The 23983-nt window shown below is 31.2% G+C and carries 13 protein-coding genes; 7 read left to right on the top strand and 6 right to left on the bottom strand.

From position 1 onward, the window contains the following. The first annotated feature begins 122 nt into the window (after nt 1-122). The 3 genes from ACSIGE_RS05420 (at nt 123) to ACSIGE_RS05410 (ending at nt 3996) form a co-directional block, all read left to right on the top strand. Complete coding sequence (locus tag ACSIGE_RS05420) at nt 123-1778, top strand: amidase family protein (RefSeq protein ID WP_440881763.1); 1656 nt, start codon at nt 123-125, stop codon at nt 1776-1778. A 57-nt stretch (nt 1779-1835) separates the two neighbouring features. Beyond that, nucleotides 1836-3152 carry a 30S ribosomal protein S12 methylthiotransferase RimO gene (gene rimO, locus ACSIGE_RS05415; RefSeq protein ID WP_440881762.1) on the top strand — a complete coding sequence of 439 codons (1317 nt, stop codon included), beginning with the start codon at nt 1836-1838 and terminating at the stop codon, nt 3150-3152. Nucleotides 3153-3255: 103 nt separating this feature from the next. Next, nucleotides 3256-3996 (top strand): diphthine--ammonia ligase, encoded by a 741-nt coding sequence (locus ACSIGE_RS05410; RefSeq protein ID WP_440881761.1) that lies wholly within the window; start codon nt 3256-3258, stop codon nt 3994-3996. Here ACSIGE_RS05410 and ACSIGE_RS05405 read toward each other — a convergent pair. The 3 genes from ACSIGE_RS05405 to ACSIGE_RS05395 form a co-directional block, all read right to left on the bottom strand. Further along, the gene (locus ACSIGE_RS05405; RefSeq protein WP_440881760.1) at nt 3993-5147 is read right to left on the bottom strand and encodes a sensor histidine kinase; all 1155 of its coding nucleotides are present in this window, start codon (nt 5145-5147) and stop codon (nt 3993-3995) included. The genes ACSIGE_RS05410 and ACSIGE_RS05405 overlap by 4 nt on opposite strands. Then, the gene (locus ACSIGE_RS05400; protein WP_440881759.1) at nt 5147-6244 is read right to left on the bottom strand and encodes an FIST signal transduction protein; all 1098 of its coding nucleotides are present in this window, start codon (nt 6242-6244) and stop codon (nt 5147-5149) included. The genes ACSIGE_RS05405 and ACSIGE_RS05400 overlap by 1 nt, the downstream gene beginning before the upstream one ends. Nucleotides 6245-6312: 68 nt before the next feature. Next, nucleotides 6313-6879, bottom strand: coding sequence for a PAS domain-containing protein (locus ACSIGE_RS05395; RefSeq protein WP_440881758.1), 567 nt, complete (start codon nt 6877-6879; stop codon nt 6313-6315). Nucleotides 6880-8013: 1134 nt separating this feature from the next. On the opposite strand from ACSIGE_RS05395, the gene ACSIGE_RS05390 reads away from it, so the two are divergent. The 4 genes from ACSIGE_RS05390 to ACSIGE_RS05375 are packed head-to-tail and all read left to right on the top strand — an operon-like array spanning nt 8014 to nt 19583. Next, complete coding sequence (locus tag ACSIGE_RS05390) at nt 8014-8973, top strand: hypothetical protein (RefSeq protein WP_440881757.1); 960 nt, start codon at nt 8014-8016, stop codon at nt 8971-8973. Between the two features lie 20 nt (nt 8974-8993). Beyond that, the gene (locus ACSIGE_RS05385) at nt 8994-10178 is read left to right on the top strand and encodes a hypothetical protein (protein WP_440881756.1); all 1185 of its coding nucleotides are present in this window, start codon (nt 8994-8996) and stop codon (nt 10176-10178) included. Beyond that, nucleotides 10162-10722 (top strand): hypothetical protein, encoded by a 561-nt coding sequence (locus ACSIGE_RS05380; protein WP_440881755.1) that lies wholly within the window; start codon nt 10162-10164, stop codon nt 10720-10722. The genes ACSIGE_RS05385 and ACSIGE_RS05380 overlap by 17 nt, the downstream gene beginning before the upstream one ends. Nucleotides 10723-10730: 8 nt before the next feature. Continuing rightward, nucleotides 10731-19583, top strand: a complete 8853-nt coding sequence (locus ACSIGE_RS05375; RefSeq protein WP_440881754.1) for a LamG-like jellyroll fold domain-containing protein — start codon at nt 10731-10733, stop codon at nt 19581-19583. 25 nt (nt 19584-19608) lie between these two features. On the opposite strand, the gene ACSIGE_RS05370 is transcribed toward ACSIGE_RS05375, so the two are convergent. From ACSIGE_RS05370 to ACSIGE_RS05360, 3 genes are all read right to left on the bottom strand, one after another. Next, complete coding sequence (locus ACSIGE_RS05370; RefSeq protein ID WP_440881753.1) at nt 19609-20373, bottom strand: TIGR02757 family protein; 765 nt, start codon at nt 20371-20373, stop codon at nt 19609-19611. A 176-nt stretch (nt 20374-20549) separates the two neighbouring features. Next, the gene (locus ACSIGE_RS05365) at nt 20550-21209 is read right to left on the bottom strand and encodes an ABC transporter ATP-binding protein (RefSeq protein ID WP_440881752.1); all 660 of its coding nucleotides are present in this window, start codon (nt 21207-21209) and stop codon (nt 20550-20552) included. 79 nt (nt 21210-21288) lie between these two features. After that, on the bottom strand, nt 21289-23769 hold the full coding sequence (locus ACSIGE_RS05360; protein ID WP_440881751.1) for a DUF5916 domain-containing protein: 2481 nt from the start codon (nt 23767-23769) through the stop codon (nt 21289-21291). Between the last annotated feature and the right edge of the window lie 214 nt (nt 23770-23983).

Here is a 23983-nt window from a genome sequence, read left to right as displayed (position 1 = left end):
GAGCTAAATTACGCGACTTAATTGATCTTCAAGGAGTTTTTCGTTTAAAAAATGTATTTTTAAAAAAGTATCGAGTCATTTAGTTCAAAACTATAAGTTTAATATTTATTAAGAAATTTTTCATGAAAAACATATACTATTTTTTGGCAATCGTATTTTTTATAAGTTGTAAAAATGAAGTTCGTAAAATTGATTATTTTAAAAGGTATAATGAAGATACTGAAATTTTAGAGCAGCAGCGTCATGAAAACCCAAGGATGAAATTCAAACTTATACAATCAAATTACCTTGATTTGAATAGGGAATTTAGACCGTTTATGAAGGATTTGGAAGGTTTTTCTGAAGAAGAATATAATATTTTAAAACCCTTGATACTAGAAAAAGATATTCCATCAATACAAGAAAGCGTTATGAAGGGAAAGTTAACGTATGAAAAGTTAACATTATTTTATTTGTATAGAATTCTGAAGTTCGAGAGGGATAGTACTAAGTATTTAAATGCAGTGATAAGTTTGAATCCTAACGTTTTAAATCAAGCGCGAGAAAAGGATCAGAACAAGGCTTCAGGGATATCTAAGTTTTCACTTAATGGAATGCCTATTATCCTTAAAGATAATATTGATACCAAATATATGAACACAACAGCCGGAGCTGTTGCTATGAAAGATCATCTTCCCAAAAAGGATGCATTTATAGTTGAACGTTTAAAAAATTCAGGAGCTCTAATTTTAGGGAAGGCAAATTTAAGTGAGTGGGCATATTTCTTTTGTGAGGGGTGTCCATTAGGTTATAGTGCTTTGGGTGGACAAACACTCAACCCCTATGGAAGGAAAGAGTTTGAAACTGGAGGCTCAAGTTCAGGAAGTGGCGTTTCAGTTGCAGCAAATTATGCTGTTGCAGCGATAGGCACAGAAACTGCCGGTTCTATAACATCGCCATCAAGTATGAATTCTGTAGTGGGATTAAAACCAACAATAGGATTGTTAAGTAGGTCTGGCATTATTCCTATTTCAAATACTTTAGATACTCCGGGACCAATGACAAAAAGCGTCATAGATAATGCTATTCTATTAGAAGCCTTAATAGGGTTAGATACAAATGATGAAACGCAAGTGCTAGCTAACTTTTCAAATGATCAATACATTGATTTCGAAAAAAAATATGATTTTTTGAAAGAGAAAAGAGTAGGAGTAATTGCGGATTTGCTCCAAGATTCTATTTATAATAAATCAGCTCAGAAAATTGCAAAAGTAGGAGCCAATATAATTAAACTTGCGCCAGAAGAGATGAATTACGATGGTTTCTTGACCTTGCTCGCTGCTGATATGAAACGTGACTTTCCTAACTATTTTAAGAGGCTAGATTTAAATAAAAATGATATTATTACTCTAGGGAACGTTGTGAATTTCAATAATGAGAATATTTTAAAGCGTGCTCCATATGGACAACAGTTATTCGAGAAAATTGTCAATGATACGACATCAGATATACAACTGGTTACTGTAAGAGAAAATTTAATAAAGAGAGGGAGGAAGTATTTTAAAGCTTTAGAAGCTAACGAAGTAGATGTAATACTTTCTATAAATAATACACATTCTGCTGTTGCTGCCGTAGCAAAATTCCCAACAATTACAGTACCAATGCAATATAAAGAACATGGAGAGCCAGTTAGTTTGACATTCATCGGACGGCCAAATACAGAAAAAGAAATGCTTGCATTTGCATTTGCATTTGAACAATTAACGAAGGTAAGAAAGATGCCAAAAAACTATCAGTAGACATCCGAGAATTAAATCGTTAAAAAGTCCTACTTTTGTATTCAGAATTTTTTGAAGATGCGTACAAAAACAATAAAGCAAAATAAGATCAATGTGGTTACCTTGGGGTGCTCAAAGAACATTTATGATAGCGAAGTTCTTATGGGACAATTAAAAGCAAATGGTAAAAATGTTGTACATGAAGACGAAAATGATGAAGGTAATATTGTAGTTATCAATACTTGCGGTTTTATAGGTAAAGCTAAAGAGGAAAGTGTTGATACAATTTTACATTATGCTCAGAAAAAAGAAGCTGGCGATGTAGATAAAGTTTTTGTTACAGGTTGCTTGAGTGAGCGATATAAACCTGATTTAGAAAAAGAAATTACGAATGTTGATCAGTTTTTCGGAACACATGACTTGCCAAATCTATTGAAGGTCCTCGAAGCTAACTATAAGCATGAACTTGTAGGAGAACGATTAACAACAACTCCAAAGCATTATGCTTATTTAAAAATAGCTGAAGGTTGCGATAGGCCTTGTTCATTTTGTGCAATACCCCTAATGAGAGGAAAGCATAAATCCACACCTATTGAAGATCTAGTTGTTGAAACTAAAAAACTTGCGGCTGATGGTATCAAAGAAATAATGCTGATAGCTCAGGATTTAACATATTATGGATTAGATTTATATAAAAAGAGAGCCCTAGCAGACTTACTAAAGGAATTGGTAAAAGTTGAAGGAATTGAATGGATTCGTTTACACTATGCTTTTCCAACTGGTTTTCCAATGGATGTATTAGAAGTGATGAAAAATGAACCTAAAGTTTGTAATTATTTAGATATACCGCTCCAACATATTAATTCAGAGATTTTAAAATCTATGAAGCGAGGAACAACCCATGAGAAAACAACTCAACTAATTAGGAAGTTCAGAGAATATGTGCCTAATATGGCTATTAGAACCACCTTAATTGTTGGATACCCTGGAGAAACTGAAGAACAGTTTAAAGAACTTAAAGACTGGGTAGAAGAAATGCGTTTTGAAAGGTTAGGAGCTTTTGAATATTCACATGAAGAGAATACAGGAGCCTATGCTCTTGAAGATGATGTACCTGCAGATATTAAATTTCGAAGAGTGAATGAAATTATGGAGGTACAATCACAAATATCATGGGAGTTAAATCAAGAAAAAATAGGAAACACTTATAAATGCTTGTTTGATAGGAAAGATGGTGAATATTATTATGGAAGAACTGAGTTTGACTCTCCTGATGTTGACAATGATGTACTTGTAAACGCCAAAGATCATTACATCAAGTTAGGAGAATTTATAGATATTAAAATATTCGAAGCCGGTGATTTTGATTTACATGGAAAACCAGTAACTTCATAATAATAGCTACAATATTTTACAGCTGATGCAGATAAAGCGATTTAATAATCATCAATTATAAGAGTTTGTTCTCATTTATTATTGATTGAAATTTTTTAATTACATGAAGAAAGCATATTTTAATTGGAGCTCAGGTAAAGATTCAGCATTAGCGTTATATAAAGTTTTAAAAGAAAAAAAAATAAAGGTAGATAAATTAGTAACAAGCATGAATAGAGATTATAAGAGAGTCTCTATGCATGGTTTACACGAAAGTTTATTGGAGGTACAAGCAAAAAGCATTGGAATAGCATTACATAAAATTTATTTTTCATCAAATGTAACCATGAAAACTTATGAAGGTGTAATGGATAAAGAAATGACTTGCTTAAGAGAAAAGGGATTTTATAAAGCCGTTTTTGGCGATATTTTTTTAGAAGATCTAAGAAACTACAGAGATTTAAAATTAAAAGAGGCTGGACTCCTTGGGGTGTATCCTTTGTGGAAGCAAAACACAAAAACATTATTAAATGAGTTTTTAAGTTTAGGATTTAAAGCAATTACAGTTTGTGTAAATGCGGATTTATTAGGGAAAGAATTTGTGGGAAGAATCATTGATGAAGAGTTTATAAAAGAGTTGCCTGAAAATGTAGATATATGTGGCGAAAATGGAGAATTTCATACATTCTGTTTTGACGGTCCAATTTTTTCAAAAGCGATAGACTTTGAGATAGGAGAAAAAGTATTAAAATCCTATCCACTTCTTGATGATAATGATAATTGTTTTAAAAAACCAAATCAAAAAGATAAAAAAACGCATAGCTCAAAGTTTTGGTATTGTGATTTAAAGATGGGGTGCGGTTAATTAGTTAGTGTAAAGAAGAAAGTAGTTCCCTTTTTTAATTTGGAGGTTAACCATATTTTTCCACCGTATCTATCAATAATTTTTTCAACAATTGAAAGCCCGATGCCTGTTGAATTTTTGTCACTTTCCAATTTCTGAAAAACATTAAATATTTTTAAATGATATTTTTCTTCAATTCCTTTACCATTATCTTTAACGTAATAAACATATGTTTCATCAGTTTTCATAAAGCCAACCTCAATTTCACCAGCTTCCTTATCGTTATATTTAATAGAATTACTTATTAAGTTTTGAAATAACTGTTGTAGCCTATGGGTGTCTCCAATTACAGACGGAAAGTCATCTAATACAGTAATATTGATGTTTTTTGGTATGTAAATATGATTAATAACGTCTTTTAAAATAGTATTTAAATCTATTTTTGACATTTTAAAATTCTTGATTCCTATTGTAGAGTATTCCAATATGCCACTAACAAGAGACTCCATTCTACTTATATTTTCACTTATTAATTCAATGTATTTCAAAGAATCTTCAGAAAAATCTTTGATATGATCTTCTTTTAACCAAGAGACTAAGGCGTCCATATTTCTTAGAGGAGATTTTAAATCATGAGAAACAATGTGTGCATAGTTATTTAGCTCTTCGTTACGTTCTTCTAATTTTTTTAGTAATATCTTTTGGTTATCATGAGCCTCACACGCTTTTATCGTAATAGAAAATTTATTAATTACAGGAATTAACTGATTCAAATCTTTTCGGTAAAGGTTATTTTTAATTGAATAGAGAAAAAGGTAAGTGTCTGTATCTAATCTTATAACAGCGATAGTTCCATTTTCAATAGGTATTGTAGATAATTCATTGAATAAAAAATGATATTCTTCAAGAGTGTATTGATCTATATTTTCTAAGTAATCATTAGCCCATTTTGAAATTTCTTGTTTTTGGTTAATTTCACCAAAGGGAATAGAGTATTCTGTTCGTAAGTTTTTATCTATTAGTTTTAATATCCAACAAGCGTTTAAGTTTTTTCTTTTTAAAAGTAGTTGCAAGAAACGTTCACAGTTTTCAGAATAATCAAGTGATTTACCAATACTCATAGAATATTCATATAAGCGTAGTATATCAAGTATTTGATTATTTTCTTCCATTATTCAAACAAGCCTACCACTATGGTTTTATTATAGAATTCTATATATCCATTTCCATAAGATGAGATTTCTCCTAATGTTAATGCACCACATACTTGAATATCTGGAAATTTATTTTTTATGGTTTTAGAAACAGACTCTAATTCATACTTGAAGTCATCTTTCAAGTATAAAATTCTAGATATACAGTCAATTATGATGGCATTTTTTGCTTTTTTTGTTTGATTAACAACCTCTTCTGTAGCAATTTTTGCAGCATTAATTAAGGATTTATTTTCTCCTTTCATAATATTGACCATTGTGTTTTCTTCAACTTGACCTACACAGATTAGAAAACGATCATCTTTAACAGATAGAGGATCCCTAATAATATGTTCTGCTCCTTCTTTGATAATACCTAGTGGATAACCACTAGCTAATTCAAAGAAATTTTGATCGTCGAAATTTCTATTAGCATTCTTTTCAACTACTTTTTTATATGTAGAAAAAGGATTTTCCCAGTTAATTTCTTCTATGGTATTCTGATGAGCTTTTGTTACAATAAAGGGACCGTCTAGTTTTTTCCAACCGTGTTTAACACCAATATTTGATTTCATTTTATTCACACAAACGACTGCCGCATCTTCAAAAAATCCATTTTTTGAAAAAACGCATGGTTTTTGTTTTAAACTCAAACTACCAGCGCCTCCTCCAAAGTAAGTTGTTTGCATTCCATAGTTTTCATATAAGTTGCTTAGAAAAGTTGAAATATTTGATGTCAAGCCATCAACAAAAGTAATTAAACTATAATTGTTATTTGGTTCAAAATCTATAGGCGGTATTGTATATTTTTTTAGACTAATGTTTTTTATCGTGGAAATATTAATTACACTAGTTAAACGGTGAATAACAATGCCTCTTTCGTTAACATCATTCTGATATACAACCATTGGAAAAATTCCACCAATAAAATTAATAGATTGCTTGTTTAAAAAATATATAAGTTTATGGATATCAACATTTGTTTTTTCTCCAACTGTTATAAGCGCAGTGTCTTCACCTACATAATTTTTTATCAGCCGTGTAATTTTAAACGGATCTTCAGAATTGATTAGCATAAAAGAATATTTCTTCTATGAAATATACTAAAATATAAATTAATATTTGTAAAACAGTACGTTGACTTTTATAAAGCTATTTTTTCTAGTGCTAAAAAGTGTGTAGTAAAATTATTTTTTAGAGGGAAGATACTAATTTCACACTTGTAAGTAGATTTATCTTTTTTATGATTTATAATAACCTCTTTGAAAGGAGTACCAAGAAGTAATTTTTGCTGAATCCTTTTTTTGGTTTCTTGAGAGGTATGGCTACCTTGCAGAAACCTCGGCGTTTTGTTAATAGCAAATTTTTTAGAGTACCCTGTCATTTCAGAAAAGCCAGTGTTAACCCAAACTATTCTTTTTGATAAATCTGTAAGAACAAGAGCTTCGAAACTGTTATTTTTAAAAATACTATCCAAATCATTTGACCAATTATATTTCTTAGACATGTTCTTGACGGTAAGAATGTCATTATTTCGTGAAATTTGATTTCTGATTTGATGAAAATTTTGAAGGTAAACATCAAAGGATAGTAAATTCAAATTGGGACTATCATCGCTTTCTTGGAAGTTGATAATTTGATTAACTTTTTCTTTTGAAAGAGAAGATAAATAAATATCCAAAGATTTCATATTCAGTATGCTTTTCTTCATGTTTTTTGCTTTTGGTTTTAAAAGTACTAAAACTTTTTTTATCTACTAGGAAGAAGAGAAAAAGATCTTTTAAGCCAGTCAATATTTTGGTTGTAAAGAATTCATTTCTGTTTTATCCGGTATATTATTTATTTGAAACTACAAAATACTAAATTGATAGATTTTAATTGATGATTACTAGTTTGTTAACTAGGATTTAAAAGAAAGTGTTTTTATTTAGTAAAAAAATATTCATGATATTTATTTAAAAGGGCTATAAATTTATTAATAAATGTGTAACTTTATTTTGATATTAAAGGATTTTTAAGGAGTTTGTTGTAGTGTGGTTAAAATGAATTTAATAGAAATGATTTTTAAAATCTACTATATAATTTAGGTTTAGCTTTCAATAAATCTAGCTAGCAAATTCTAATTTTTTTAGCCTAAAAATGTAATAGCATATTGAAATATAAAGATTTGAAGGGATTTTAAAAATATTATAGGTCTTTTACTTTTGTGATAAACTTTTATACCAATTAAATAGAGGTTAATTAGAAAGTTTTATGGTTTTTCGCAAAACTGTCAAAAAAATGACCTAGTACTTTAATGTAAAAACAATTAACTAAACATAAAAACTATCTACAAATGAACGAATTAATTTTAAAGTCATCAGGGTTCCATATAAGAAGAATACACCTAACTTTTTTTGAAATAAATAAAATAAATAGCATTATTGCAGGCCTTGAAAAGATGTTAGAAAATAATTTCAAAAAAGCACTAAATTTTCTACTTGCGAGTTACATAGTTGATGTCTGATCTTTCAAAAACTTCAATTAACAAAAGATAACGTATGTTTTATCAAAGAGATAAAAATCGGTTATCTAAAAAATAAATATTAAAGGGCAACATTTTATTTGAGTCTAACAAACTTTATAAAGTCATATTGTATCTCGGACAATATATTTAATGTGGATAATTAATTTACAAGACTCGATTAGCCCTTACAATCGTTATTTAAAATTTTCTTAGGCTATAGCAAATCTAGTCAAAAACTGTCAATACCTATATGTTTTTATAACAATATGGGCTTGATTTTTTATGCCATATTTTGATGGTCTTTAGAAGTTATTAACTAAACATAAAAACAATCCGAAAATGAACAAAACACTTTCAAAATTAGTATACTTATTAGGAATAGGATTACTATCATTTTCTTTAAAAGCACAACACGAAATCAAAACAGTAAGGGGTATTGATATAAAAGCTGATACAGATGGAAAAGGAGGATTAGAAGGAATTAGGTTTTTTGCAGAAAATAAGCAACTGGCTGATTTTAACCCAAAAAATACAATCTTCAAGGTAAAAAACTTTTTTTTAAAAGAAGTAATTACTCAAGACAAAAGTTATTTTAAGGATGAATCTTATTTTTTTAAGAAAATTAGTGCCTATGGAGATATCAAAGTTACAGGTAAAGGGATCTTTAACTCTGAAATAGGTATTGGAATAGAACCGCAAGAAGGACTTCATTTGAGTAACAGAAATATTCGTGTGGATGAGGGACAATATCAGAGCTGGGGTCCTATAGAGCTTCACCCTGATACTGATAATTCTGGTGATGATACTATTTCTTTTAGAAACAGTATAAATGAGGAAATGGCAAAACTCCAAGATGGAGTGTTAACACTAAATTTTAATAGTGCTATTGAGTCTAAAGGTATTCTAAGTATTTGTCCAGGAAAAGAAAATTCTCAAAATGATATAGTTTTATTTAAAAATGGAGACAATGAGGAAATGGCAAAACTCCAAGATGGAACGTTGACCTTAGATCAAATCCGATTAAACATAACAACCTTTCCTGATTATGTGTTTAATAGCAAATATACTTTAATGCCACTGAATGAATTAGCTTCTTTTATAGAGAAACATAAACATTTGCCAAAAATACCTTCTGAAAAAGAGGTTGTTGAGCAAGGGATGGATGTTGGTTTTATCAATAAAATTTTGGTAGAAAAAGTAGAGGAGCTAACCCTTTATACAATAGCTCAAAACAGAAAGCTCAAATTATTAGAAGAACGATTAAACGAATTAGAGGGAGGTAATGAACCCAAAAAGTAATACCAATAAAAACTATAAAGATGAACAAACCAATTTTAAAATCATTTTTCCTTTTACTAATAGGAATACTATCATTTAATTTAAATGCGCAAGACCAACAAATATGGCATTCCCGTAAGACGATTGTAATACAAGCAGATGTAAGAGGAGAAGGTAGTGACTATAAGGGGGTTCAACTGTTTTCATATAATCAAATGTTAGCTAATTTTAATCGAAAATATACAAGGTTTTATAAGCCACTAGGCTGGGGGAATGTAGAGCCACAAGAAGCAATCCATTTGGAAAGACATAATATCCGTGTAGATGGTGGACAATATATGAGTAATGGACACATACGGTTATATCCAGATGTTGATAAAACTGGTGATGATGTTATTTCTTTCAAAAACAGTGAGGATCAGGTAATGGCCTGGCTTCAAGATGGCGTATTAAGATTAAACTTCGATAGTGCAGTTGAATCTTCAGGGAACCTTAGTATTTCTCCAGGTAAAGGAAATACTAATCAAGATGCTATTATTTTCAGAAATGGCCAAAATGATGAAATGGCCAAGCTCAAAGATGGCGTATTTAGATTGAACTCCAATGGTAGAATCGAATCTATAGGAGCGCTTAATATTTCTCCGGGTAAAAGTAGGGTTAACGAGGATGCTATTATTTTCAGAAACGGTCAAAATAATGAAATGGCCAAGCTTAAAGATGGCGTATTAAGATTAAACTTCGATAGTGCTATTGAATCCTCAGGGAATCTTAGTATTTCTCCAGGTAAAGGAAATGCTAATCAAGATGCTATTTCTTTCAAAAATGGCCAAAATAAGGAAATGGCTAGGCTTCAAGATGGTGTACTATCTCTAAACCAAGTTCGGTTGAATATAACCTCTTTTCCAGATTATGTTTTTAATAGCAAATATACTTTAATGCCACTGAATGAATTAGCTTCTTTTATAAAGAAACATAAACATTTACCAAAAATACCTTCTGAAAAAGAGGTTGTTGAGCAAGGGATGGATGTTGGTTTTATCAATACAATGTTAGTAGAAAAGGTAGAAGAATTAACACTGTATACAATTGCACAAGAAAAGCAAATAACCAAACAAAAAGAGCATACGATTGCACAACAAAGGCAAATAACCAAACAAAAAGAAGCTATCAAACTTTTAGCAGAACGTTTAACTCAAATAGAAAAGAGGTATGAAACTAACAAATAATTTTACAAATTGTTTTTGGACTACCTTAGTCTATTGCTTTTGCTGTTTTAATTCTTTTTTAGTTGCTCAAGAAACGAATCTTTACAGATTTATTTATGAAGGCCATAACGAAAAAATAAAAAAAGCTTTATGTCACAACACTAAAACAAATTTAGCTGAAATAAGTAAAGTATCTTCTAACGAGTTTAGCAGAGTAAAAGGCTATTTAGACGCTTTTATCTTGTATGGTGTACCAAATGAAAAAGGGCACGTTTTTATAACTTCTGCAAAAGCACCAGAATTCTTTCTAAAGGCAAACTCCAAAACGAACGAAGTCACCTTTGATAAAATTACAAAGAATTCAAACCTGGAATCTTTTAAATGGGAATTTGTACTGAATCGAGAAACTGATGGTAGTATTATTACCCTTCAAACCATCGTCAAAAATAAATTTGCCATCAAAAAAGAGAATGAACGTGCTATTATTGCAAATAGGCTTGGTGCTAAAGGTGCAGATAATCAAAAGTTTTCTTTTCGTTTAGAACAAATTGTTAATGTTTTTTAAAATAACTTATGAATATAAAAAGAAATCTCACCGTAGTTTACATGGTTTATTGCTTGCTACTCATAACTGTAACTGGAGTAGCACAGTCTAGACCCCCAGTACTAGTTTTATATGGAAATAACCAATATATAACTTATTTTGATACTCAAAATGATCTTACTACTCATTTGATAAATCAAGGTGTAGAAGATCAGGCAACCGTTGAATTCTGGGTTATGAAAGTTCATAATAAATCTTTAGCTTCCTATAAAAAAAGAGAAGGTAAATGGTTGTATTCTAATTTAAAAGAAGGTGAAAAGGAGTTTTCGTTAGCAGGAGAAAAAGGAATACTACAGTTAAAAATAGGCAATACATCAAAAGCCATTGTGTTAAGTAAAGATGAAAGCTTTTGGTATGATCAATGGCATCATATTGCCATAAGTTTTAAAGCTTCAAGTTTAAAATTGTATGTTGATGGAAATAGAAAAGCTGAACTTCCTTTCTTAAATAGCTCTTTTCAATTAGGAAACATGCTTTTTACAGAAACTCATGATAATCAATTGAATATTGCAGAATACAGAGGATGGAGCAAGCTTCGTACTGCTCAACAAATAAGAGAAAGCAGGTTGTTGACGTATTTTAATGAAAATCAAAATAATCTAGAGCGTTTGAACAGTAACGGTTTGGTAGTTGCTTATGCAGATGGAAATTTTGTTGAGAAACAAGCATCCATTTTACCAATGAAACAAATTAATTGGTATAATATAATTACGTCTGCTATTAATACGAGCATACCAAAAGCTGCAAAAGTAACTAGCTCAATAAAAGTTAAAGGAGAAAAAAACTTGATATTGGCTGAATTAAGAACCAATATTGATCATCCAATCTATAGTTTAAAAGATGTATTACTTCAAGCATCTGATGGGGATGGAGAAAATGCTGCAGGGAAAGCAATCATAAAATTAAGATGGCCCCATATTTTAGGAGCTAAGAGTTACATTATAAGTCGGAGGAATCTATCAGATTCCTTTAGTAATTTTACTTATTTAAAAACGCATAAACCAGCTTCTAACACAACCGTATCCTCTTACCTAAGTTTTGAAGATGGAGCAATTTTGCCAAACGAATTGTATGAATACCAAGTTGTCGCTGAGGGAGTTACTGATAGTAAACCAGGGTTAGATAACGGTTTTGTATTTGCAAACGGAGTGGTTAACGGTAAAATTGAAACACCTAAACATGTTGCTTCTCAAAATGTTCTTGTAACAGCGACCTCATTTCAAAAAGATCGTAAAATACCAGGAAACTCCTTACTCTTTTCCAAGAAAAGCACACCTATAATGTTCAATGAGGTTTCTTTATTCGAAGAATTAAATAACCAGGGAACTATCGAGTTTTGGTATAGAACTCCGAATACTAAATCAACTACTAACACTATTTTTAAGTTTAGCGAAATGGAGATTCGTATGACCGAAAAGGAAATTCAGTTGTTTTCAAAAGATTCTAAAACAGATAATAAATCAACTATTTACATGTCGGCTTCTAAGCCGAATGACACCAACTGGCATCATTATGCATTAACATTTGGTCCTGACGGTGGAGCTATCTTTATAGATGGAGGGAAAAAACAACCTACTAATAAAGAAAATCCTCTTACTTCGAATGGGGCTTCTCAAACCTCTTTCGAAGTAAGTTTAAATACAGTTTCTAGGTATTTTTTAAATAGCTCATTACAGAACCCTTATGAATTGGATGAGTTGAGAATATGGAAAGTAAAAAAGTCCGTTGAAGAAATTCATAAATATTGGAACATCATTTTAGGCGATAATGCGCTTCCAAACTTAGAAGCTTATTATCGATTTGATATTGGAGATAAACATAACATCTATAACCAAGCAGCACAAACCTTAGGCAGGTATAAAGGGGTTTCAACAAATGAAATATTATTACGTCCACAGCCGATAGTAAAGAAAGAAGAGGGAACTGGTTCAATTGATATTCCTATTGTTTATGGGGTATATACCAATCAAGAGGGAAGGTATAGGTTTACAAGCTTAAATTCTGGTCGTCAAAGTATCAAACACTCAAGTACCTATTTTGAGTATCGAATCATTCCATCGAAACCGAATAATGAATTTGTTCCAACCTCTAGAGTGAAAAATATTCCAAGGGAGTTGATTTTCAAAGAACCACTCTCTACTGATTTTACGAACAATTCATCATATGATATTTCTGGAAAAATTGTCTATGTAGTAAAAGGTCCCGAAGGGGATGTTGAATTTCCTACCATTAAAAATACAGGAATAAAATTAGATGGTTCAGAGGTAACTAGTACACAAGAAAGTTCTCTTGTAAGAACAAATAATGAAGGAATTTTTACAATTTCAGCTTCACCAGAAAAACATGTGATCTCTGTAGGGCAACCAAAGTTTGAGGATTTAAATATTGCGATTGATCGAGTAAGTTTAGATTTTAAAAATGATGGTTACGCAGAAATCAAAGAAAACGTATCTATTGAAGCTAATAAAGGATTTACATGGTCAGGTTTTATTAAACCAGATGTTGATATTCCTAGCACTGAAGGAAAATCACAAATACCAGAAATCCAAACGGTATTACAATGGGGAGATTTAAAATTAGAATTACACAATAATCAGCAATTACGATTGATTTCTGGAGAAAAAAAGCTCTTGTCTAAAAAGATAGAGGGGAATTCAGTATATACATTTTTCGCAATAACAAGAGATTCTTATAACCATGTTTTAGGTTTCTGGGTAAATGATGATTACCAGACAGTACCTTATTCTGATAAAAAGATAGATAGTAAGGTCTATTTAGGAGCTAGTTATAGTCCGGCTAAAGAAATGATAAACTACTCTTTAGCCAATTTGGATATCTTAGAGTTTCGAAATGCCCAATACACACCTAAAGAAATTAAAAAAATAAAAAATGGAGATATTTTAAGTAAAGATATAAGTCACTTAAAGCTTTCTTATAGTTTTGAACATAACATAGGCGCAAGAGCTGTAAATTTGGCAAGTCTTAAAAATCAAGAAAATAATTATATTTTTTTACATGAAGGAGCATTTTTTAATCAGGAATCAAGTTCACAGTACATAAGAAAATTTGATTTTGACTATGTAGCATTCCCAAGTAAGGAAAGTTCTGGTCTAATCAATCCAATAAATCAACAAGAATATTTATTTAATTTACTTGAACCAGTTGCTAATATAAATTTTGAAAATACTACCAGACGTTCATTTGTAGGGAATATTACCATTCCATGTGATAATAGTTTAGGAGATTGGACAGGTATAATTCAAAGAACAGATGTTTTATATCCTAAATACGAAAGATCGATAACAATCAACGATTTTAATCAAGAAAAGAATCTTTTTACAATTCATGATTTATTACCTGGTAAATATCGAGTTGAAATAAATAATGTGAGTAAAGGTGTTGCCATACAGTCTTCAATAATTGATTTACAAACTGGAAATAAAAGTTATGATTTTCCTTATCGAAATGATTTAAAAGTTGAATTAGTCCTTTATGATGTAAAACCAGAGGAATTAAAAGCAATGGAATCTTTTTCAGAATTAAAAACCAAAAAAATAAACCCAATATGTGGTAACGATAAAAATATTTATCAATTAGAAGCGGGGCAAAGTATTTTAGCCTCAGTATTTGTTTTCGAAGAGTATGAAGGAAGCGTATGCCCTGTGGAGGGAGCCAAAATTGACTTAAGTGGTGACATGATTTTTGCTTCAGCAAATGGAAAAACGGAGGTAAACGGAAAAAAATCTTTTTTAACCCTTGTAGGAAATCCAAATTTTATAGATGATTTTACAAGAAATTTATCTGTTTCAGTAAGTCATGAAAATCGAAATACAACACTGTCAAAAACAGCTTATATAACCGGAAGTCAAAGAGGAAATAAAGATTTTACATTAAAAGATCCTACCGTCGGTTTTATTCTTTATGATCCTCCAGGAGATGGTAGTTCTTCTACGCTGGCAAGAGGGGCAACATTTTCTTTTGGTAAGTCTGTTATTACAGGAACCGATGTAGTTACTTCAACATCAGTGACTACAGGGTCTGATGTTGAAGTTCAGATGCTTACTTTAGCACTTGCAGCACCTATGGGAGTTGGAGTGGGGACTGGGATTATAAACACAGTAGCATTACAAAAATCAAAGTTTAGAGGGAATATAAATGCAGATTTCAACTATAGGCATACTGGTCGAAATGGAACGAGTGTTTCTCTAGAACAAGCTATAAAAACATCTTCTTCATCAAGCATTACAGGAGAAGATGCTGATATTTTTATTGGGCTATCTAAAGTTTTAACATTTGGTACTGGAAAAACATTGATTATAGATGACAATTGCCAACCAAGAATTGATTACGAAAAAACGGTGGTGACGGCAGATGAGCTAACCCCTTTTGTTTATACTCGTCATGGTATAGAGGAGAATATTATTCCGGGTCTTCAGGTTCAGATATTAAAAAGACATGAAGAGTTGTTTCCTCCAAGTCAAGAAGAAGTTAATATAAGAAAATTACTTGATCTTAGATCCACCATAGATAGGCTTGATATTGATGTTAAATCGAAGAATACGGATAAAAGTATTGCCGATTATATGCATCAAGTCAAAAGGTGGCAAGAAATAATTAAAAGAAAAACAAGAGAAGAGAAACTAGATCATTTCCAAAATAACACAATTTCATTCACAGATACAACGTCTGATTTAGAGACAGTAGGAGAGGGTATGGGAACTTCTATCACTCAGTTAGATTCTCAAGTTTCTTTTAGCGGGGGAACTTCAACCACTTATACGTTAACGAGAAGTAATGAGTCAAGTACACAAAATTCAGGAGGTTCTCATATTGGAGGAGGAACAACCATTAACACTACAGCTAATATTGCAGGATTATCTTTCGGTTTTAAAACAGATATCAAAGCAATGGCAATTATTCAAGGTAGTGATGATACACAAAAAGGAAACTCTAGGGTTGATAGTTTTACCTTAACAGATAGTGATGTTGGAGACCATTTTAGTGTACGTATTAGAAGAGATAAGGTGTATGATACTCCTATATTTTTCACGGTAGGAGGAAAGAGTAAATGTCCTTTTGAGTCAGGGACGGTACCAAGAGAAGGTGTTGAAATCGTAGTTGACAATGCTGTTAAATATGGTGCAGGAGAGGAGTCTATTTTATATCATTTAACAGTTCGTAATACTCAGGTAGCTAGGGATAATACTTTTAAAAGTTACAATTTAAATATTAATGGGACTACCAATCAAAAAGGTGCACAGATATATGTTAATGGGCAACAATTGTTAAATGGTTTAAGTTATCCTGTAAGATTTCCTAATGATGAACACTCACCAGTAGGAGTTAAACAAGAAGAAAAGTTAATACTACAGATTACAAGAGGAATTGATGCACCAGAAGAAATCTCTTACGAAAATATTGATATTATGGTGTTGGCTTCATGCTATTCATTATATAATGATGATGAATATGAAGAAGTAGCGGTAAAACAATTTGATAAAGTTTCTTTAACCGCTCATTTTACAGGTAACTGTGTTGATGAAATAGAGCTAGATAAGCCTCTTGATAACTGGGTTGTTAATAATAAAAGTGATAACAAGTTAGAATTAAAATTTCGAATTTCAGAGGTGTTTAATAACCAGGTTGATGATACATTTTCGATTGTGCTAGAATACGCGATGTTAGGAAATAATAAACCGCATCAGTTAATAGAACTATCTTTAAAAGATTTAAAAGATCATATGGATACTCAAGGCAATATATCTTATAATGCCGACTTTTCGGGTTTACCAGATGGAGAATATAGTTTCAGAATAGTTCCTGTTTGTGGTAAATTTAATGATGGCTTGCCAGGTAGTAAAAAGAATCCAACAAGATTTATTGAAGGAGTAGTATCTACGGAACCACCATTAGTTATAAATACAAATCCTCAAAATGGAGGGGTATTGTCACAAGGAGATATTATGGCTGAATTTAATGAGCCTATTAATCCACATACAGCAGTAAATAGTAGTTTTTCTTTGAGAGGGATTTTTGCAGGAACAACGCAAGATTTAATATCAGCAGAGTTTGGAGAAGTAAATGATGAAGTCATAATTCCTCATCAGCCAGATTTTAATTTAGAGGATAATGCTGAGTTTACCATAGAAACATGGATTAACCCAAGTTCATTACCTAAGAGATTTCATACAGTACCTATTTTAAAAAAAGGGAGCAATTATAATGTATCATTAACCGGTGAAGGTAAAGTGGCAGTGAATGGTACTGTGTTGAGTACGGAAATATTACAACCATTTAATTGGACTCATTTAGCGATCGTTTATGATGGAAAAAAAACAATAACAATATACTATAATGGGGTTTCTGTTGGTTCTGGATCCATCACGAATTTGAAATTAAATGAAGAACCTATTGAAATAGCAAAAGCAGTCCGAGGAAATTCATTTATAGGAATACTAGATGAATTACGTATCTGGAAGGTAGCCCGTTCACCATCTGAAATTGTATCTAAGATGGACAAACAGTTAATAGGTAATGAATCAAATCTTGTTGCTTATTTTGTTTTTAATGATAATGCATTAGAAGGAACGAATGGTGCTCCAGATGAGGCTATTCGTGACTTTACTGGTAATGCTCATGGAACAACTCAAAAAGGTTTACGTTTTGTTAGAGGGATTAATAGAGCAGCTCCTCTAGATATTGGTAAAATTGTAAAGGATATACAATTTAAAGTTATTGTATCAGATAATGATACGAAGGTTCACTTATTACCCACATTTGAAGCTAATTTTGTAGAGGGAGCTCAGATTACAGCTATGGTATTAAATAAAAGATTAGAAGACCCTTATGAAAATAAAATAGCAGGGAAATCGTGGTCATTTGTAGTGAATAAAAACACCATCCATTGGAGTCAAAATAATTTGAGTATTTATCAAGAACAAGGTAAAGGAACTAAAATTTCATTTGTAGATTTAAATAATTCTAAGGGAGGAACTGCTGTAAAATATCGATTTAAACAATTGCCATCGTGGCTTACAGTTGCTAAAAGAGGAGTTGCTGTTGAGGAGAATAATTATCAAAGTTTAGCAGCTGGATTTGTAGAACGAGAGCTAGACTTTATGATAGCGCCACATTTAAATCCTGGTATTCATAGTACAGATATTTATATTGAAGTTTTCCAAATAGAGGAGAACAAAGAAAGTCCAATTGGTATAGAGGCTTTTCATTTAGAGGTAAATGTAACTTGCCCTGCTCCTAATTTTGAAGATAGTTTTAATGTTAATGATTATTATGGTGAGATGACTATTACAGGAAACTTATTTTTTGATCAAGAAAAATCTGCAGATACTCGAGATATTATTATAGCCTACATTAATGGAGAGTATAGAGGTCAAGCTAATGTAGGGGCTAACGGTCTTGTAAATTTAAGCATTTCTGGTAATCCATCAGAATTTGGAGCACTTAGTTTTAGTGTTTGGGATGCGTCAGAATGCATGGAGTATAAGCAGATTAAGGAAAAATATTCATATAGCTATAGAAGTAGTATTGGTACAATTACTAGACCAGTTCGATTTACAGTAGGAAAACGAATCGCTAGAAGAATTGTGCTAGTTAAGGGGTATCAAGAGTTGAGTTTTAATGTTAGAGATAATGATTCAGGTATGAAACTATCACTAAGCTCAATAAAAGGACTAGAGATGGGAGATGAGATACGGAATATAGAAAGTGCTAGTCTAATAGCCCGTGTTGCGCGAGATGGTTCATTTATAACTACTTCAGAAAGAATAAAATTCTTAGATGTAAGAAAAGCATATCTTATAAATTCTTCTTCGTCAAAATTGGTGAGTGTTGAAGGAGTATTGGTACCCTTAGAAACGAATATAAAAATAGAGGGCAATCATAAGGAAGTAGGGATACCATATTTTCCTAATGATCTACGAACGATACCCGTTGCGTTACGTTCTTTAAATGCAAAAATGGTCAGTATTGGAGATAGAATAAAAAGAAGAGGTTATTATGCAGAGTATACAAAGGAAGGATGGCAAGGCAATTTGACTCATCTTACACCTGGTTTAGGTTATCTGTATAAAGCAGCGAAAGAAGGAATACTAAATTACGCAGGTATTTCTAATAGAGCAATTCTAAGTATTGGAGAAGAACCTCTAGATATTTCTGAAGATTATATAAGAGAAGCAACCAAGATAAATTGGGAAGTTGATAGAAGTATCTATTTGAATTTCATGTATTTGACCGCAAAAATTGAGTCAGTTGATATTGATGTAAATAAGGATTACACTATCGGAGCTTTTGTTAATGGAGAAGTTCGAGGCATAGCAAAGCCTTTGCTTATTGATGGGGAATATAAATATTTCATGGGTATTGGAGGAAATGAAGGAGAGGCTGTAAGTTTTAAACTATATGATGGCAAAAAGATAGTTGATTTAGATAACCATCTGCCATTCATTAAGAAAGAATCTTTAGGAAATGTTGAATCACCCTATACTCTATTGTATTCAAAAAAGCTTACAGGGTCTGTACTTGAAGATAAAGACTATATTTTAGAACAAAATATAGATAATCAGACAAAGGGCTATGGTACACTAGTTTTTCAGGTTCCAATAGATCAGTTTGTAGAGGTTAGTATATACAATGTTGTTGGTCAAAAAATACAAACATTATTTTCTAAAAGAGCAAAAGGAAAAATTAAACATTCACTGAAGTTAAGAATGGATAACTTGAACCTTTCGTTTAGGTCTGGTGTTTACTTTTTTAGATTAGAAACAAAGAATAAAATGGTTACTAGAAAAATGATTATTGAATAGGAAAAGGGGGATTTCCCCCTTTTTATTAAAACTTTTCGAAAACACCGAGTCCAAAAAGTGCAAAATCATATTTTACAGGATCATTTTTATCAAAGTCTCTTAATACAGCATCTAGTTCAATTAAAGCTTTCCAATCATTTTGCTTACGTTTTAAAATTCCTATTTTACGAGCGATATTACCTGAGTGAACGTCCAAAGGGCAATGCAAATTTGCAGAGGAGTGGGATTTCCAAATTCCTAAATCTACTCCAGTTTTATCATTTCTTACCATCCAACGTAGAAACATGTTAATACGTTTTGATGCTGAATTTTTTAAAGGATCTGAAACATGTTTTTGAGTTCTTTTTTGATGTGGAATTTCAAAAAAAATTTTTTTAAAGTTATGAATAGCTAATTTGTAATTATCACTTCCATTTTTTGGTTGCAATACAAATTCTAAACTTTTGTGATTGTTATATATATTTTTTAGGGATTGTATGAAAAAAGTTATGTCTATACTGTTAAATGTTCTATGAACAAAGCCCTCGAAGCGGTCTAAATCTTTTGAGTTATGGTGCATTATAAAGTCATATGGAGAATTCCCCATATGATCGATTATTTTTTTAGCATTTTTTATAATCATTTTTCTATTTCCCCAAGCAATGGTAGCAGCTAAAAAACCTGATATTTCTTGATCTTCTTTTTTAGTGAATTGATGAGGTATTTGTATTGGATCACTTTCAATAAAGCTAACATTATTGTAGGTATTTACTTTATCATCTAAAAAATTTTTAAGGTCTTCTTTTTTCATTAAAAAATAATTGTTGAGATAATATTAATAGTTAAGAATAAGTGTTTTTTGATATTAGTAAATTAGTAAGCTTTTCAACGCCACATGTACTTTTAAATTTTTACATGCAACTAATAAATTTGTTAGTTTGATAGCAAAAATATTAGACAATAAAAAGCTTTTATTAGGAATTGGTATTAAACAATAATACCATCTTTCATAACTAATTTTCTATCAGCCATAGTAGCCAACTCATTATTATGGGTAACAATAACAAATGTTTGGCCAAAAGAATCTCTGAGTTTAAAAAAAAGTTCGTGCAGATTTTTAGCCGAGTTTGAGTCTAGATTTCCACTAGGCTCATCAGCTAAAATTACAGCAGGATCATTTATTAGAGCTCTGGCAACAGCAACTCTTTGTTGTTCGCCTCCTGACAGCTCACTCGGTTTATGGTTTTCTCGATGCGATAAGCCCAAAAAGCTGAGCAATTCTTTTGCTTTTTTTTCTGTTTCTACTTTTCCTTTTTTGGCAATAAAAGCAGGAATACAAATATTTTCTAAGGCTGTAAATTCTGGAAGTAATTGGTGAAATTGAAATATAAATCCAATATGTTTGTTTCTAAAAAGTGAAATTTCTTTATCGTTTAAATTTTTAACTGATTTTCCATTAATAATTAGTGAAAAATCTTTCTTTTTATCAGGTGAATCTAGCGTGCCAAGGATTTGGAGGAGTGTTGTTTTTCCTGCTCCAGATGGACCAACAATAGCAATGACCTCACTTTTATTTATTTGTAGATTAACTCCCTTTAGGATTTCAACACTATCGTAACTTTTATGAATATTTTCTGCACTAATCATGATAAAATCTTATTGGACGAATGTATAAAAAAGAAAAGAAATATACTTTAATAAGTTAGAATATCTACATTAAAAGTTACTAGAACACATTTCTTAGATTATTATAATCTAAGAAATAAACAAACCTTAAAGAAAAGGTATGTTGAATGTTTTCTTTAAAAAGTCTACTTAGATTATCCATAAAACTAATACTTGCCGGAGCAAAATCATCATCAGGATTAATTGAATTTCTATAAAATGCAATTAATTGACTTCCTGGAGCAAATTGCCAAACAAAATTTAAATCAATGTTCCAGCTATTAAAATTCCGATCGTGATTTTCATTATAAATATTTCTATGTAAACTTCCATTATTTGTATCTAAAGAGTAAAATTTAGAGTATGGAACTTTACTCCAATTGTGTCTAAAACTCAAAGAAAGAGAGGCAAGTGAGTTGAAACTATATTTACCTGTTATAGTGTTGTTGTATGTTGTCCAGTTTCTTTCTCCAAAAATAATTTTATCTTTAAGAGAAGTATATTGTGGATTATTTTTTATGTACTCTTCTTTAATTTTTTTAACATACCCTTGGTCGTTGTTTACATGCCTAAAACGCAATCCATACCTTAAAGAGAAACGATTGTTAAAACGATACCGTGGTGTAAATCTAAAGCCATAACGCTCTTTTGGATTGTTATCATAAAAATCATAAAACCATCTGTAATCAATGGCCATTTTTTTGCGATAGTCAGTAGATCCCCAATGAAAAAACTTAATCCTTTGAGGAGAGTTAAAATAAATACCACTACTAGTACCTTGCCTTGGCTCAAAAAAATCTTTCCTTTCTGACCGAAAATTAAAGCCTCCTCCGAAATAGAATCTTTTTCTTGTTTCTGACCAAAAATTTAATCCTAAGTTTGAATGGGTATAAGTTCCTGGATTGTGCAAGAAATTTAATCTGTGATAAAAAGAAACCTGATAATCATTAAAAATACCCTTAGGTTGCAAAAGCCTATATGATAACGAGCTATAGATAGTTTGCTCATTATTATTAAAGAGAATGCCAAGATCATTAGAGTCAAAATCTTTGTTTTTGAAGTTGTAACCTAATTCAGCTCTCCAATTCCCTGCATGTTTGCCAATACTAGTATCAAAAGTATATCCAGAACTAGATTTTGTTTCATCGTCTGAAATATGACTCATTTTAAATGAGCCATCAATATTGTAAGTACTTTTTTTATCTTCTATATGCCATAAAACTCCCGATGTATTAGCGTCTCTAAATTCACCAAGTCTGGTAACATTTGTATTAATTAGTGTAATTGATGAATTTTGGTTAAACTGTTGATCTAAAACAACTATGTTGTAGTTTGCAAGAGGATTTACGGTTACTTTTCTTGTTTTATTTGTTATTGTATCTTTTATAATGGCTTCGGTTTTATCTGTAATCGCATTAAAAAAACCGATACCGAGTCCATTTTTTGTCCGTCCTGAAATTTTAATAGCATTTAGCATATCTACTTTTTCAGGAATTTCGACAACTTCCTCGTTAGTATTTATCTGGTCTTTTACCCTAAACTGATCGATTGGTTTAGAACCAATGCGTCTTGAGTAAAAGAGATCTCCTTTAGTGAAAAGCTCAGTACCCTCGCTAAAAAATTGTCTTTGTTCAACAAATTCTTGTTCAAAGGGACTAAGGTTTAAGATAACGTTATCAAATGCAGCTTGACTAAAGTCAGGAATTAGAGTTGCGTCAAGTGTAAAGTTTTCTGTAATACCATATTTAATATCCATTCCTACACTCCAATCAAAATTAGTATCTTTTTTATCAACCACAACATTTGATGATGCATATGGGTAAAATAATAAGCGTTTGGGAGGTTTCAGGTTTTTTAAATTTTCAAGTAAACCATCGTACTGTGTCCAAGTACCTATTTTATTATTGATGAAATTCCATGTAAACTGGGCATTTAAGTTTTGTACCCTCCTGTGAAAATTGACACCCCATGTCTGTACTTTTTCATTCGCAAATCTTAAGGCTCGATATGGAATTTTCATCTCAAGAATCCAAGCATTTTTGGTAAATCGTATACTACTTTCCCAAACGGCATTCCAATTTAAGTCTTCATTTCCATTGGATATTTTGGCATCAGATTGAACACCAGAGCTACTTACTGAAAATTGAAAAGGATTTTGACCATCATCATTAGGATTTATTGTAACCATAAAAAAATCTGCATTTCCATTATCATCTCTATTTGTAAATTCTGCGGGAATTTTGGATGGATTTGGATCTTCCATTACGGCCCTAATATAAATGGCTGCATCGTCATAAACTAATTTTACTTTTGTTCTGTGAGTTTTTGGTTCGGGCTGTCCATTGTTAGGACGCATCATGAAAAAATCACCTACTTCTTTAGTGTTTTTCCATGCATCGTCATTAATTATACCATCTATTTTGGGAGCTTTGACTATTCTTGTGGCTGAAATTTTTTTACGATTTGTATTTGGGGATTGCGATACTATTATTTGGGGGAGTATTAAAAGTACAGGAAAGAAAAAGAAAATATTTTTATGCATTTTCGAAAGAGTATAATGGGCAGCTAAGGTATTAATGCAATTTTCCATGGGTTCACAAAATGTTGTTAATTAAGCTAAAGACATGTTAAATTTCCAAATGTTACAATTTAGTAATAACTTTATGCAAGTTCGAGTGAGGCGGTCAGATTGAGATTTTGTTACGTTATTTAAATTAAATAATTATTTTTTATAAAATACAAATTGAATTTGTATT

Source organism: Tenacibaculum profundi (assembly GCF_052050075.1).
Taxonomy (GTDB): Bacteria; Bacteroidota; Bacteroidia; order Flavobacteriales; family Flavobacteriaceae; genus Polaribacter.
This window is presented reverse-complemented; position numbering and strand designations above follow the sequence as displayed.